This window comes from Microcoleus sp. LAD1_D5 (assembly GCF_036702115.1).
GTDB lineage: Bacteria > Cyanobacteriota > Cyanobacteriia > Cyanobacteriales > Microcoleaceae > Microcoleus.
This window is the reverse complement of sequence record NZ_JAUBSA010000009.1, coordinates 13,213-28,752: the sequence shown is the minus strand read 5'-3', so window position 1 is coordinate 28,752 and position 15,540 is coordinate 13,213. Positions and strand designations below refer to the sequence as shown.

At 47.3% G+C, this 15,540-nt stretch carries 9 protein-coding genes; 3 read left to right on the top strand and 6 right to left on the bottom strand.

Annotation, left to right across the window (positions count from 1 at the left end):
- Positions 1-3 precede the first annotated feature (3 nt).
- From QUA70_RS06500 to QUA70_RS06490, 3 genes are all read left to right on the top strand, one after another.
- Positions 4-6,879 carry a PAS domain S-box protein gene (locus QUA70_RS06500; protein WP_333345687.1) on the top strand — a complete coding sequence of 2,292 codons (6,876 nt, stop codon included), beginning with the start codon at positions 4-6 and terminating at the stop codon, positions 6,877-6,879.
- Positions 6,876-8,597, top strand: coding sequence for an EAL domain-containing protein (locus tag QUA70_RS06495; RefSeq protein ID WP_333345684.1), 1,722 nt, complete (start codon positions 6,876-6,878; stop codon positions 8,595-8,597). Before QUA70_RS06500 ends, QUA70_RS06495 begins: the two co-directional genes overlap by 4 nt.
- 285 nt (positions 8,598-8,882) lie before the next feature.
- Positions 8,883-10,016, top strand: a complete 1,134-nt coding sequence (locus tag QUA70_RS06490) for a hybrid sensor histidine kinase/response regulator (protein WP_333345682.1) — start codon at positions 8,883-8,885, stop codon at positions 10,014-10,016.
- Positions 10,017-10,626: 610 nt separating this feature from the next.
- Here QUA70_RS06490 and QUA70_RS06485 read toward each other — a convergent pair.
- The 6 genes from QUA70_RS06485 to QUA70_RS06460 all read right to left on the bottom strand — a co-directional run bounded on the left by QUA70_RS06485 (position 10,627) and on the right by QUA70_RS06460 (position 15,490).
- A complete protein-coding gene (locus QUA70_RS06485; RefSeq protein ID WP_333345678.1) occupies positions 10,627-12,264 on the bottom strand; it encodes a family 10 glycosylhydrolase in 1,638 nt (545 codons plus the stop codon).
- An 83-nt stretch (positions 12,265-12,347) separates the two neighbouring features.
- The gene (locus QUA70_RS06480) at positions 12,348-12,497 is read right to left on the bottom strand and encodes an alpha-E domain-containing protein (RefSeq protein WP_445251615.1); all 150 of its coding nucleotides are present in this window, start codon (positions 12,495-12,497) and stop codon (positions 12,348-12,350) included.
- A 4-nt stretch (positions 12,498-12,501) separates the two neighbouring features.
- Entirely contained in the window at positions 12,502-13,302 is an 801-nt protein-coding gene (locus QUA70_RS06475; protein WP_333345676.1) for a hypothetical protein, read from the bottom strand.
- Positions 13,299-14,663: an AAA family ATPase gene (locus tag QUA70_RS06470; protein WP_333345674.1), complete on the bottom strand. Its 1,365-nt coding sequence runs from the start codon at positions 14,661-14,663 to the stop codon at positions 13,299-13,301. Before QUA70_RS06470 ends, QUA70_RS06475 begins: the two co-directional genes overlap by 4 nt.
- 313 nt (positions 14,664-14,976) lie before the next feature.
- Complete coding sequence (locus QUA70_RS06465) at positions 14,977-15,201, bottom strand: type II toxin-antitoxin system RelE/ParE family toxin (protein ID WP_333345845.1); 225 nt, start codon at positions 15,199-15,201, stop codon at positions 14,977-14,979.
- A gap of 46 nt (positions 15,202-15,247) precedes the next feature.
- The gene (locus QUA70_RS06460) at positions 15,248-15,490 is read right to left on the bottom strand and encodes a CopG family transcriptional regulator (RefSeq protein WP_333345671.1); all 243 of its coding nucleotides are present in this window, start codon (positions 15,488-15,490) and stop codon (positions 15,248-15,250) included.
- Between the last annotated feature and the right edge of the window lie 50 nt (positions 15,491-15,540).

Sequence of the window (15,540 nt, the reverse complement as noted above, 5' to 3'; positions counted from 1 at the left end):
CCCATGTTCATTCGTACTACGGCTCTCACTCCAGTAGAACTCAGGGCTGCGATCGTCCGGGAACCCTTGGTGGTTTCACCGGATACAACAGTGATGGATGCGATCGCCCAGATGAGTGGCATGCGAGCTATCTGTGATGCCGCCAAAACTGTGGATGGACAACGGGCTCAACTCCATCTAGAGGTACGGTCAAGCTGCGTATTGGTCATGGAAGACAGGCAGTTGCTCGGTATTTTGACAGAGCGGGACGTGGTGCTACTGAGTGCTCAGCAGCGTTCCTTAGAGAATTTGGCAATTCGGGAGGTGATGCTCCATCCAGTCGTCACCCTGCACGAGTCTGCCTTGACCGATTTATTTTTTGCTATTAGTTTGCTCCAGCAGTATCACATTCGCCATTTGCCCATCCTAGATGAGCACGATCGCCTCGTGGGGTTGGTGACTCATGAAAGTCTGCGGCAAACCTCTCGCCCTGTAGATATCTTGCGGTTGCGGCTGGTGTCTGAGGTGATGACGAGTGAGGTCATTTGTGCGACACCAGATAGTTCAATGCTGGCGATCGCCCAACGGATGTCCCAGCACTGCGTCAGTTCCGTGATGATTGTGGAACAGGGCGATCGACCAGAACGGCTGCAAATTCCGGTGGGGATTGTTACCGAGCGGGATATTGTACAATTTCAGGCATTGGGCTTGGACCTGGAAACCTGTACGGCACAGGCGGTAATGAGTACGCCGATTTTTGCCGTTAGACCCGACGATTCGCTCTGGACTGTGCAGCAGATGATGGAGCAGCGATCGAGCGGGCGGTTGGCAGTGACGAGCGAGCAAGGGGAGTTATTGGGCATCGTCACCCAGACCAGTTTGCTGCAAGCCCTCAACCCGCTGGAACTCTACAAGCTGGCCCAGAAGTTGGAAGAGAAAGTGGTGCGCCTAGAGGCGGAGAAGATTCAAATGCTGGAAAATATCATAGAGGAGCAAGTTGAAGCCCGAACGATCGCCCTCAAAGCTAAGGCGGAACGAGAAAAATTAGTCGCAGAGCTAGCCACGCAAATTTACTCGTCCCTGAGCCTGCAAACGATTCTGGATACGACTGTCGAGCAGGTGCGGCAAGTGTTGGGCTGCGATCGCGTCAATATTTGGCAGTTTGAAGCCGATGGGCAAGTCAGTGCCGTAGCAGAATCCACCGACTCGTCCCTGTCTCTGATCGGCGAACGGATCGAGGACACCTGGTTTAAGCAAGACCAGGCTGAGATGTACCGCCTGGGGCGGATTCACGTTGTGCCGGATATCTACACGATCGCAATGTCAGACTGTCACAGAAATCTGCTGATCCGCCTCCAAACGCGAGCCAAAATTTTAGTACCTCTTCTGTGTGGCGATAAACTGTGGGGCTTGCTTAATGCCAGCGAAAGCCAGCATCCCCGCGAGTGGCAACCGGAAGAAATCGAACTCGTGCAAGCCTTATCGGTGCATCTGGCGATCGCTCTTGGGCAAGCCACCACCCACCAAAAATTGCAGGAGGAACTGAGGGAACGACAGCAAGCCGAAGCCCGCCTGCGAGAGAGCGAACAACGCTATGCTACTCTTGCGGCTGCGGCTCCAGTGGGGATTTTTCGCACCGACCCTGCGGGGCTATGCACATATATCAACGAGCGCTACTTTCAGCTCACCGGACTCACACCAGAAGCTGCCATTGGGAACGGATGGCAACAAGCGCTACACCCCGACGATCACGATTGGGTCATCGCCGAATGGGAGCAATTCATCCAAGACCAACAGCCTTTTCAGCTCGAATATCGCTTTCAAAGTCCCGACTGTGTGGTGACGTGGATCTATGGGCAGTCCGTCGCTGAACAGGATGCCAAGGGGCAAATAGTCGGCTATTTGGGCACAGTTACAGATATTACCGATCGCAAACAAGCTGAAGCCCACCTGCAAGAGAGCGAAGAACGCTACGCCACCTTAGTGGAAGCGTCTCCAGTGGGGATTTTTCGCACCGATGCTGCGGGCAACTGCATCTATGTTAACGATCGCTGGTGTCAAATTAGCGGACTCACCCCAACAAGCGCCTTCGGAGACGGATGGCGAGAAGGGCTACACCCCGACGATCGCGTCGCGATTGCCACCGAATGGCAGCAATCTATCGAAGAAAATCGTCCCTTCCAACTCGAATACCGCTTTCAACGTCCCGACGGTGGGGTGACTTGGGTCTATGGGCAGTCTGTTGCCGAACTCGATACAGAGGGGCAAGCCATCGGCTATGTAGGCACTGTTACAGATATTAGCGATCGCAAGCAAACAGAAGTCGCCCTGTCTCAACTGGCAGCTATTGTCGAGTCGTCTGCGGAGGCCATCATCAGTAAAACTTTAGATGGCGCGATCGTTAGCTGGAACGCAGGGGCAGAAAAACTATTTGGTTATCAGGCTCAGGAAGTCATCGGTCAATCGATACTCCTACTGAGGCCCACTGAACTCAGGAATGAGGAATCATCCATTCTGGAAAAAATTCAGCAAGGAGAAGCCGTTACTCATTATGAAACTGTGCGACAAAACAAAGATGGAAAGTTAATGGATATTTCGTTTACGGTTTCTCCTATTAAAGATGGGACTGGAAAGATCGTTGGCGCATCAAAAATTGCTCGGGATATTAGCGATCGCAAACAAGCCGAAGCTGCCCTGATCCAAAGCGAAGCCCAAAGCCGAGCCATATTAGCAGCAATTCCAGACTTCATGTTTCGCGTGAGTGCCGATGGTATTTATCGGGGATTTGTGACAGCCAATCGTGAGATCGACATTCTCCCCACAGATTTTGATAATGCTGGTTTGGCGATGGTAGATGTTGTGCCAGCAGAGATTGCAACCCGACATCTACACCACCTAGAACAAGCCTTACGCACAGGAGAACTGCAAATTTATGAACAACAGGTGCAGATAGGCGATCGCCTGCAAGATCAAGAGGTCAGAGTTGTCAAAAGCAGCGAAGATGAAGCCCTGTTTATGATTAGAGACATTAGCGATCGCAAACAGGCCGAGCGACAACTGTACCAACTCAACCAACATCTAGAAGCAAAAGTCGCAGAACGCACCCAAGAGCTTTGGCAAGTCAACAGCCTGCAACGCGCTATCCTCGATGGTGCTGATTATTCCATCATTTCCACTGACCCAACTGGCATCATCCAGACCTTTAATGCCGGGGGCGAACGGATGCTTGGTTACAGTGCCGCAGAAATAGTTGGCAAAGTCACACCCATACTCATCCACGATGTAAACGAGGTAATCGATCGGGCAGGATTGCTCTCTGTTGAACAGGGGCAAAATATTCCTCCTGGCTTTGAAGTTTTTGTTGCCAAAGCCCGCCAAGGCACGATCAGTGAAGAAGAGTGGAGCTATATTCGCAAAGATGGCTCTCGCTTTCCTGTGTCCCTATCCATCACCGCCCTCAAGGATGCTAATCATCAAATTATGGGCTTTTTAGGCATCGCCAAAGATATTACCGATCGCAAACGAACCGCAGCAGAACTACAGAAACTATCAGATCGTCTCGCCTTGTCCCTCAAATCTGGGGCGATCGGCTGTTGGGAATGGGACATTGCACAGAACACCATCCTTGGGGATGAGCGGCTACACGAAGTGTTTGGTCTCACGAAACAATCTAATTCTCGTATAGCCTATGATACTTGGGTAAACGAGCTACTACATCCCGACGATCGCATCTCCACTGAAAATTTGCTTCACCAAGCTGTCTTGGGAGAGGCAGAATACAATACCGAGTATCGGGTTTTGCATTCTGATGGCAGCATCCACTTTATTAAAGCCAATGGAGTGGTGGTGCGAGATGCCCAAGGCAATCCCCAGAGCATGATTGGGGTCAACTTTGATATTACCGATCGCAAACAGATTGAACTGGAACGGCAGCAGTTAATTCAAGAACTCTCCGCTTTCAAACTCGCCCTCGATCATTCCGCGAGTGTCGCCATCACCGATGATCAAGGAGTGATCTCCTACGTCAACGATCGCTTCTGTGCAGTCTCTGGCTACTCCCGCGATGAACTCATCGGCCAAACCCATCGCCTGATAAACTCTGGCTACCATCCCCCCGACTTTTTCCAAAACCTGTGGCACACCATTGCCAGCGGTCTGATTTGGCGCGGTGAAATTTGCAACGGCACGAAGAACGGTAGCCTGTACTGGGTTGCCAGCACCATCGTCCCCTTTCTGGACGAACAAGGGCGGCCTTTTCAGTATCTAGCCATTCACTTCAACATTACCGATCGCAAGTTAGCCGAAGCAACGCTTCAGCAGGAAAATACTTTCCGTCAACAAATTGTAGAAAACATGGCAGAAGGGCTGTGCGTTTTCCATGAAGTTGAGGAATTTCCCTTGGTCCGCTTCACGGTCTGGAATCAGCAAATGCAAGCGATTACGGGCTACACCTTAGAAGAAATCAACCACTTGGGTTGGTATCAAAGTGTGTACCCGGATTTAGAGGCTCAAGAACAGGCGATCGCCAACCTCAGACAGATACAAGAAGGGGAAAGCTTTATTGCCCAGGAAAGGGAAATCCAGCGTAAAGATGGGCAGAAACGCACAATCGCCATTACTGCCTCAATCCTATCGAGCAACGACGGACTGATTTATATACTGACCTTGATCCAAGACATTACCGATCGCAAACAGATTGAGGCTCGATTAGCAGAGAGTGAAGGTAAATTCCGGCGGCTAGTAGAAGGAGGTAAAGATGTGATTTGGTCATCTGATAAAGATGGCATTATCACTTATCTCTCACCGCAATTCAAGAATATTTTTGGCTGGGAAGAGAGTGAATGGATTGGTAAGCCGTTTATAGAGCTGGTGCATCCAGACGATCTCTTATTCGTGAATAGTGATTATGAGCAGAATATCAATTTTTCTAAAAACTCAAGTAATTCAGAGTTCCGACATCACCACAACAATGGTAATTATATTTGGGTGAGAACCAGCATCACAGCTATTACAAATGCTGAAGGAGTAGTGATTAATATCCAGGGAGTTTTATCGGATATCAGCGATCGCAAACAAGCCGAACTGAGATTGGAACAACAAGCAAAACAGGAACGCTTGCTGGGATCGATTAATCAAAGGATGCGGTCATCTCTGAACCTAAACGAGATTCTCAATGTCACTGTTGAGGAAGTCCATCAGGTTTTGCAATCAGATCGAGTGCTAGTCTATCGCGTGTTTCCTGGAGGAACGGGGGCTGCCATTGCGGAATCTGTTTTGCCAAAATGGCCTAAGATTCTGGATATCGTCTTTCCTGAAGAGGTTTTCCCAAAACAGAACTATGATCGCTATCTCCAAGGAAGAGTGTATGCCCTCAGCGATCGCGAAGATGAAAACCAGTCAGTCTTACCCTGCTTGATTGAATTCCTCGCATCCATCCATGTCAGAGCTAAACTTGTAGTTCCAATTATTCTGAATCAATCTCTGTGGGGATTACTGATCGCCCATCAGTGCGATCGTCCGCGCCAGTGGGAAGATTGGGAAATTAATTTATTTAAACAAACGGCTAACCAATTAGCGATCGCCATTCAGCAGTCTAATCTTTTTGAGCAATTACAGACAGAATTAACCGAACGTCAACGAGCAGAAGCTCAACTGACCGAAACGAACGCCCAACTCGGCATTTCTAACGAAGAATTAATCCGCGCTACAAGGCTCAAAGACGCATTCCTAGCCAATATGAGTCACGAACTCCGCACTCCTCTCAATGCCATTCTGGGCATGAGCGAGGGGCTACAAGATCAAGTTTTTGGCATCGTCAACGAACGACAAATTAAAGCTTTACAAACCATCGAGCGCAGTGGCTTTCACTTACTAGAATTGATCGACGACATTTTGGATGTAGCCAAAATTGAATCGGGTCAAATGGAGCTGGATTGCACCCCAGTTTCGGTCAATCATCTCTGTCAATCCAGTCTAGCATTTATCAGACAACAAGCCCTGCAAAAACGCCTCCAGCTAGAGACTAAACTGCAACTCAATCTGCCCGACTTATTGATTGATGAACGGCGCATCCGCCAAGTCTTAATTAACCTGCTCAACAACGCCGTCAAATTTACCCCAGAAGGAGGACGCATTACCCTAGAAGTCAGCCGTCAACAGCGCCAGGCAGATCCAAATTCTGCCGATTCCCCACCTCATTGTTTTGTCAAAGAAACCCTGCGAATTGCTGTCATCGATACGGGCATCGGTATTGCCCCAGAAGATATCAACAAACTGTTTCAGCCCTTTATCCAAATCGATAGCGCCCTGAATCGTCAATATACAGGCACTGGCTTGGGGCTTGCCCTGGTGAAACGCATTGTCGAACTCCACGGCGGGCAGGTGTTGCTCACTAGCCAGGTGGGTGTAGGAAGTTGCTTCGCGATCGACCTTCCCTGCACTGCTGGTGCGCCCTCCTCTGGTGACCTAGAATCCCAGACCGAGCCCCGCATCGAACCCAGCCAGCCCGAACAGGAAGGTTCTCCCTTAATCTTGCTGGCCGAAGACAACGAAGCCAATATCAGTACGGTTTCGAGCTACCTGAGAGCTAAAGGCTATCGCATTCTTTTGGCTAAGAATGGAGAGAAGGCGATCGCCCTGGCCAAGTCGGAAAACCCCAATCTAATTCTGATGGACATTCAAATGCCTGGTATGGATGGTCTAGAAGCTATGCAGCAGATCCGCCGCGATCCAAACTTAGTTGATGTGCCGATCGTTGCCCTAACTGCCTTAGCCATGACGGGTGATCGCGATCGTTGCCTTGCCGCCGGAGCTAATGATTACCTTAGTAAACCCGTTAAGCTCAAGCAGTTAGCAGCCACCATTCAACAGCTTTTAACTTCCCAGGAAGATAACTCATGAATGTACCATCTGTTTTGGTCATTGACGACGAACCCGATAACTTTGATGTGCTTGAAACTCTCTTGAACGATCGAGACTATCAATTGCATTACGCTGCCAGCGGACAAGAAGCGATCGATTCCTTAAACCTCTTTGAGCCAGATGTGATTTTGCTGGATGTGATGATGCCAGGGATGGATGGCATTGAAGTTTGTCAACGCATTAAAGCTATGCCCAAATGGGAAGCTGTGCCGATCGTTATGGTGACTGCCCTGACAACCAAAACGGAGCTCGCAAGATGTTTGACGGCTGGGGCGGATGACTTTATCAGCAAGCCCGTGAATCGCTTGGAGTTAACAGCAAGGGTGCGATCGATGTTACGCATCCACCGACAATATCAGCAATTAGTAACCTTCAATGCCAGATTAGAAGCAACGGTGCAACAGCGAACCGCCCAGTTGCAAACCATGATTTTTCAGGATGCGCTCACAACGCTACCCAGTCGGACTTTCTTGCTTCAGAAGTTGGCTGAGGTTTTACAAGCTGGGGAATCCTCCTTTGCGGTGGTGTATCTAGACTGCGATCGGTTCAAACTGGTGAATGGTTCCTTTGGCTACGCTATTGGCAATCAATTGCTGATCGCCATCACAGAACGGTTACAGCATCATCTGCGCCCCGGCGACGTGTTAGCGCGTATGGGTGAGGATGAGTTTTGCTTTTTGCTGCACCAAATTGATGATGCGATCGCCCTTGAACCATTTATCCAAGCTATTCTACGGGGCTTTGACACATCGTTTGTGGTTGCCGATTGTGAACTCTTTATGACTGCTTGTATCGGCATTGCTCTAGGCAGTAGTGTTTATCAACAACCGGAAGAACCCTTGCAAGATGCTGATACGGCAATGTACAAAGCTAAACTTCGAGGTAAAGGCTGCTATCAAATCTTCGATCGCCAGATGTCTTTGGCAATGCTGAACCGCCTGACGCTGGAAAATGATTTGCAGCGAGCGCTGGAACATCAAGAGTTTGTCACTTACTACCAGCCGATTGTGAATCTTCAAACCCAAAAGGTCGTTGGATTTGAAGCACTGGTACGCTGGCAGCATCCGGATCGAGACATGGTTTTACCAGGAGAATTTATCCCCTGCATGGAGGAAACAGGGCTGATTGTGCCAGTCGGGATGCTGGTGTTGAAGCAGGCGTGTCAGCAATTGCGTGCATGGCAGCAACGGGGCTGGACGCAGTTAACCATGAGCGTGAACCTTTCTGTGCGGCAATTTACTTGCCCGACCCTATTGGCTGATATCGATCGGGTTTTGGCAGAAACCGCCGTCAACCCCGCTCACCTGAAACTGGAAATTACCGAAAGCGCGATCGTGGACAATGCTCAGAAGGCGATGGGGCTGACTGAACAATTGCGATCGCGGCAAATTCAGATCAGCATTGATGACTTTGGGACGGGGTATTCTTCCCTGGGTTATTTGCACTGTTTTCCAGTGGATAACCTCAAAATCGATCGGTCTTTTGTCAATCAGCTCCAAGCAGGAAATCGCAACTATCAAGTCGTTAACACCATTATTACTCTGAGTAATCAACTCGAACTTGCCGTCATTGCCGAAGGCATTGAAACGACTCAGCAACTTCAGTGCCTCCAACAACTCGGCTGTGAATTTGGACAGGGTTATTTATTTTCTAAACCCCTCGCGGGGGCTGAAATTGAAAGGATTTATCTCAAATAGGTTGGGTTTAGCATTTTGCAAAATGGTCGTTGAGGCACATGGCGAAATTTCTGTCATATCGTTTCCGGTTGCATCGGAATCATAAAATAGAGTCAACAGTTAACAATCAACCATGCAGTTTTTCGATCCCGATTCAACAGTCAACTATTCCGGAGGAGTGCAACCGGAATTGATATTAGAAGCAACCAACCGCAAGGAAGCATTTTTGAAATCATTTTGGCAGCATAGCTAAAAACTATCACCTAAACCCATAAAACTTTCTACATTCTTGCAGGGGTTACAACCATGTCTCAATTCTCTATCTTAATTGTTGATGATGAGCCTGATAACTTTGATGTACTTGAAACGTTGTTATCAGAGCAGGAGTATGAATTGTATTACGCTGCTAATGGTCAAGAGGCGATCGCATCTCTAGATTTATTTAAGCCCGATATAATTTTACTCGATGTGATGATGCCAGGAATAGACGGGATCGAAGTTTGTCGGCAAATCAAAGCGATGTCAAAATGGAAAGCTGTTCCAATCATTATGGTAACGGCATTAAGCTCAAAATCCGATCTTGCCCAGTGTCTAACCTCTGGCGCCGACGACTTTATTAGTAAACCTCTGAATGGAATTGAACTGCGTGCCCGCGTACATTCAATGCTCAGAATCAAGCAACAGTATGATAATATCCAGAACTTATACCACATCCAAGAAAATACCATTAATGTCTTGGAAAGCACCCTCAATGAACTGCGTGGCAACTTAGCTTCTAGTCTATCCCACGAACTGAATACGCCCCTCAATGGCATCTTAGGCACGATCGGGTTGCTCAAGGACGATATCGAAGACATGGATATCGCCGAAATCCGTGAGATGTTAGGCTGGGCCGATGAATCTGCCCGTCGCCTAGAAAAATTAACGAAAAAATTCCTGATTTATTTAGAATTAGAACTATCCGCAAGTCGCCAGCACAAGATCGAATCGGCCCGGACTCAATTTTCAGCTTCCGCCATTGAAGCCGCGTTGAAATCCCAGGCTGAGAGCGTCAACCGTAAGAACGATCTCGTGTTGGCACTTGAGGAAGCGGAGATCGCTCTATCAGACCGATATCTATCAACGATTGTTTATCAATTAGTTGATAATGCGCTGAAATTCTCCTCACCAGAGACAACCATTAAAGTTAGTAGTAAAGTTGTAGGAAAGATGCTGAATTTATCTGTACATGACTCAGGGCGGGGCATGACAGAAGAGCAAATTGCTAAAATCGGTGCTTTCATGCAGTTTGAGCGCAAGACTTATGAGCAACAGGGCATCGGTATCGGCTTAAAAATTGTCAAGAAAATTGTCGAACTGGCAGGAGGAGAGTTCTCAATTACCAGTATCTATCAAAAGGAAACAACGGTACATATCACTCTGCCGATTGTCGGCAATTAGCATCAGTTTTTATATATATCAAGCTCGGTGGCCTGGTTATCGTATAGTGAATGGTGTCGATTGAATGATGGCGATTAAACAGCTACTATGCCAAGGTCTTCCACATTATTTGGACTGAGAGTCAACCTCAAATGAAGAAATGCTCTTAATTCGCTTGTTTAAAGCTAATAGGCATTATAATTTAATAATATCAGTGCATTCGTACCCACGCCAGATTGGCAAAAAAGCTTTGCAGCAATCTATCTGTACGCACTAAAGCGGAGGTGTGAGCAGTTCCTTTTGCACTCATTTTGAGGATATTTCCTGAAAGTAATTCGACTCGTTCCTCTGGGTAAAAAAAATCCCATCTCTCCCAGTTTGCGATACTCTTTACCTGTCCACTTACGGAGCCTGAAAGCAGCTTCTGTTATTAGCAGATCTCGATTGATAAATTTATAATTTGATGTGGGATGATTTTATTTGAGCTGATGATATTAACTGATTTAACTGGTTCCCAGGCAGAGCCTGGAAACCGATATCTAGAGGCTCTGCCTCAGAAGCTTTTATAGAAATTGAAGGCAGAGCCTCCGGATCTGCGTTACCAGGCATAGCCTGGTAACGAGTAGACCAGTTAAGATGCTCCGAGATTGATTTTGGTTACTTCACCGGCGACAACATTAACTGTTTGTTGAATTTGACTACCGTCAACTTTCAACTGATAAGTTCCCGGAGAAAGCTCGATCGCCCCAAACCATCCTTTACCATCGGCGCGCAGTTGACGCACCGCGCCAGCAGCATCGATCGACTGCAATGTCAAGCTGGCACCGTCGCAAGTTCGTGCAGCGAAGCTATCCCGTAGGGAATCGCACCGCTGCAAATTTCCGGCGATCGCACCTGTAGTCGGCCGCGACTTCCAAGGCATATCGGGAACGGCTGCTGCTGTCGCCCACACAGGCTGAGTTTCATAGGTTTTGCCCGTCGCAGCATCAACGTATTGACTCGGCTGCGAAAGCGCGGTGTAAAACAAATCGTTGCTTTGGGGAACGTATTTCCAAGGCTGGCGGGGCAAATCTCCGCTGCCGCCCGATCGCAGTTCCACATTCGTGTAGACGTTGCTGCTAGCGTAGGAATACAGCACAGTACCGGCTACGTTATTCCCTTTCGCAGAAGGCTGTTCGGCGCGGCGAACCTGCGCTAGGGTGTCTTCGATGTAATTGAGGTAATTGCCGGGGCCGATCGCAATTTGGCGGTTGTACTGGTGGTCTTTGGCGTACTCGATCCAGTTGTCATAAGCGATTTTTTGCGATCGTTTGTACTCGCGCTGGTAAGTCATCGGCATCGCCATGTCTACGATCCCTTCTTCCAGCCAAGCGCGCCAATCCTGCAATACTTCTTTGTAGGGCTGTGTTTGATACCATCCTGCCTCGTTTTTCGGGCCGTCTCCCCAGGCGATCGTGGCGGCGGTAATTTTAACACGCGGTTTAATCGCAAGGCTTTCTACATAAAGCTTCCGCACTAAATTTGTCACCTGTTCGCGCCGCCACTGCATCCACGCGGGATCGGTGGGTGCGGGTTTGCCCGATCGACCTGTTTGCTGATTGAAACGGGCGATCGCAGTCGGATTGTAGCCCCAAGTCGGCCCGCCGTAGCGCACATAATCCAACTGTACGCCGTCCACATCGTAGCGCTTCAGCAAGTCCAAATAGACGGAAACAGTATAATCTACGGCGTCTGGATGGCCGGGATCGAGATAGCCTTGGGCTTCCCCACCGTAAGTCAGCATCGCCCAATTGTCGCTGCCGGGGGCAGAAGGCCCGTGTTGTTGCCAAACGTGGCCCGCGGGAAGTTTGGTGCCCGAAACCACCGGCAGCGTCACCATCCAAGCGTGTACTTCAATGCCTGCGGCGTGGGCTTTGTCAATCAAATCTTGCAGGGGATCGAAACCGGGGGGAACGTTGGGATCGAGGGTGCGGGGTTCGATCGCACTCGTGTAAAAGGCATCGCCACGGCGGCGGACTTGGGCGACGATCGCGTTGGCATTTGCCCGCTGCGCGTCTGCGATCAATTTTGTGACTTCTTGAGGCGTTTTGAAGCCGGGGTTGAAGGCGTCCACCCAGAAGGCGCGAAATTCGGCGGTTTGGGTTTGCGGGGGCATAAGTGCGATCGCGCGGGATGGGAAGTTGGAGAACCAACCAGGAGTCAGCAGAAAACTAATTGTTAAGCCAATCAGGAACAAGCTTGACAAAAAGAATGTTTTGGTATTTCGCATGAGAAGTGTGTGAGAGAGCGTTTAACAGTCCTTTACGGACTTTTGGTTTGAGCGTCCGCTTGACATTTTCGCACAATGGTAAATTAAGTGGGCAGATCGCTAAATAGTTGAGTAATACCGCTGGGAGAGTCGAGGATGAGATTAAAATTGACCTCGGCAAAATGGGCGATATTTTCCGAGCTTTCAATATAGCGGTTGAGCCAGTAAATTGAATCCGCTACACCACTTAACATAGTTTTACAGGCTAAATAGGGTTTTAATGATTTTCATTTTGGCTGTATCAATGCCGCATTCAAGTTTGGAAATGGGACTGAGGGTTTTCCACTTGCCTTTATTCGCGTTGAAAATAGCATCTGCTGTTTTTTCGGCATCAATCTTATCAAAGCCTCCTATTTTATTAGTGGATAAGTAATTGAGACGATCGAAAATTTCATCTCTTGATGCACGTTTCACGCTAACTGCTTCAGGCGGTGGCGGAGGTGGCGCGAGTGGAGCAGGCGGCGAGAGATAGAATACTTTTGCTAAAGCATCTAACTTTTTACCCTTAGTAATGGAACATTTTAAGCTGGTAACAGGGTTAAAGTTTGACCAGGTTTCTCGATTGGCTGCTGAAATGCGATTAGTCGCTACAATGACATCCAATCCCTTCAATGCACTTCCGGGTTCTGCAACCAAATATCTAAGTGCAGCAAGAATAGTATCTCTTGATGCTGTGCTAAGGTTAACTTTGGGTATTACTTCCCTTGCCAAAATTTTAGCTTGCTCAATGTTTTTAGATTCGGCTTCAATGATTATGCACCAGACTCGCTCTAGTTCAGCTTGTTGAGCGACTGCATAAATAAAGGAATTGCTGACTACTTGATATTGATAATCACCTGTTTCTTTAACAATCACAGGAATCCAATTGTGTCCGCCACCTTGCAGAACTGCCTCGGCTGCGGCGGTGATGATAAACTCAGATTCAGAGCATGGTTCCCCTGGTTCAATATCAGCTAATGGCAGGTGCATCAGCTTACCGATGTCATCATACTTACTCATTCTAAGAAATACTCCTTAATTAGACCCGAATAGTGTTCTAAAGCGATCTTGTTGAGAAAGACAGCGGGAATGTGAGAGAAGGCAGCATTAGCAACAGTAGCATAACTGGGAATACTAAAGATAGTTTTAATATCTTTTCCACTTGTAGATTTAGGCCAATAATATGGTAGCAGATCAAAACCATCTTTTTTAGCTTGATTAATTATTTTTCCAATTTCCTGATTTGCTGTCTGAAGGGCAGGATCTGTGAGCTTCTCTCCATTGAAAAAGATTGGTAGGGCAATTGGCCCACCATCTGCTCTTACTTGTTTAATTTCAGGAATAAACTGCGTAATCACCCTAGCTGCATTGTGTAGTGAGGCTAATCCATTATGCTTGGTAGGGATGAGAACAACATCAGAGGCATAAACACTGCTTTGGCTGAAAAATAACCATTGGGTAGGGCAATCAATCAATATGTAATCATATTTTAAAACAAAAGGTTTAAGGATATCTCGCAATCTTTTTGCACCTTTTTGAATTTTTGATTCAGCTAGACGCTGATCGGTAAAGTCTTCCATGTCCTCACTTGATGGAATCACGTCAAAAAAATGTAGAATTTTTCCGGGCTTGTCAATGTGAGTAAAATGAACCACTGTTTTGTTAACATCTGCTTTTGTATCAGTCAAACAGTCAGATAAAGTAATAGTTCCTACGTCTAGCCCAAGAGTTCTCGTTAAATCTCTTTGTGAATCAAAATCAACTACTAGAACCTTCTTTTTCTGTTTTCGCAAAATTGCTGCTAAATTGAGCGTTGTTGTCGTTTTGCCCACTCCTCCTTTATTGTTATAGATACAAACCGTCAATGCCTGGGGCGGGTTGTCAATCAAAGATTTGATATGTTGGACAATGGCACTAATATTACTTTTGTTAATCAGAGTGCAAGCAGTTGCTGGAATTACAACTTTCCCATGCCTCCGAAATAACTGGATATGAATGCCATTAGTAATAATGCCCCATTGAGCCGTTTGGCAGTTAGGAGATAGCAGATATCTTTTAATCTGTTCCCTAGACTCGTTATATTTGGGAGTACCTTCCGCTAAGTTAATTTTAGCTCCTGTCGCTATTGCCCGTCCCTTGCCTTCAACAAGTAAGTAGGGAGCGACAGGAGAGAACAAAAACTTCTCACTCTCAGTATTTTTACGCGCTGCGAAATCTACTTTCTGAGCACCCTGACCTGTTGGAAACTGTGGAAACTGGTCATTTTTAGTGAATCCAAGTGCTTCTATTATAACCGACACAAATTGAGAGTTGACGATCGCTTCAATGGCATTCTCTGGAATGCTATCTAAAACTTGACCCCAGTTGATAGTTGTCATCATTTACAGTTAGATACTTAAGTAAAATCATAACGCTTGGTTTGAGTTTGTGTCATCGTTAGCTACCTCCCGATCTAGCTATATGAACAGTCAATATACTTTTGGATAAGTTATATATTTTCTAGTGCGCTTGACATTTTCGCACATCGGTGAAATTTTGGGCGAAAATAAACTGAACTGGCAATCGCACTTTTTGAACAAATGATAGTACCGCACTTTCAAACGCTAGCCCTTCCGGGTAACAGCTACTCAACTGCAAGCCATTTACTCGATAGAGTAGACTTGTTGCGCCCAGAAGCGCTATCGGCAACATCACCTAATTTTCTGGATACTTTCTTGAACTGTGAAGGATACGGAGAATTTCTACGCTTTCTTCTTTTACTCGATAGATGATGAGATAAGAGGTATTGGAAATGACAAGTTCTCTAGTAGCTTCTACGCGACCAACTCGACCCATAAAAGGAAATTCGGCGAGTTGACCTACAGCACTCTGAATCCTTAAAATTAATTGCCTTGCTGCCTCTGGATCGTCTTTGACAATATATGCGTGAGTCTGTTATAGATTTCGCAACGCTTGTCGCAGCCACTTAATTTTCATTAGTCAATTTGGCAAAAACTGCTTGGACTTCATCATCGCTGGCAAAGTCTCCAGCTTCGGCCTCGGCAACGCCTTTGTTAATCTCATCAAGCAGCCATTGATAATTTTCTAGGTAAGAAGCGATCGCTTCGTTCAAAACATAAGTTAAATCGAGATCGGTGACACTAGCGATCGCCCTCAGCGCTTCTTTTTTATCGCTGTCTAGTAGAAATGTAAAATTTTCTTGACTCATGGCTGCCCTTTGCTGTTATGGGAAGAGAGTAAACTGGTACTATGATAGCG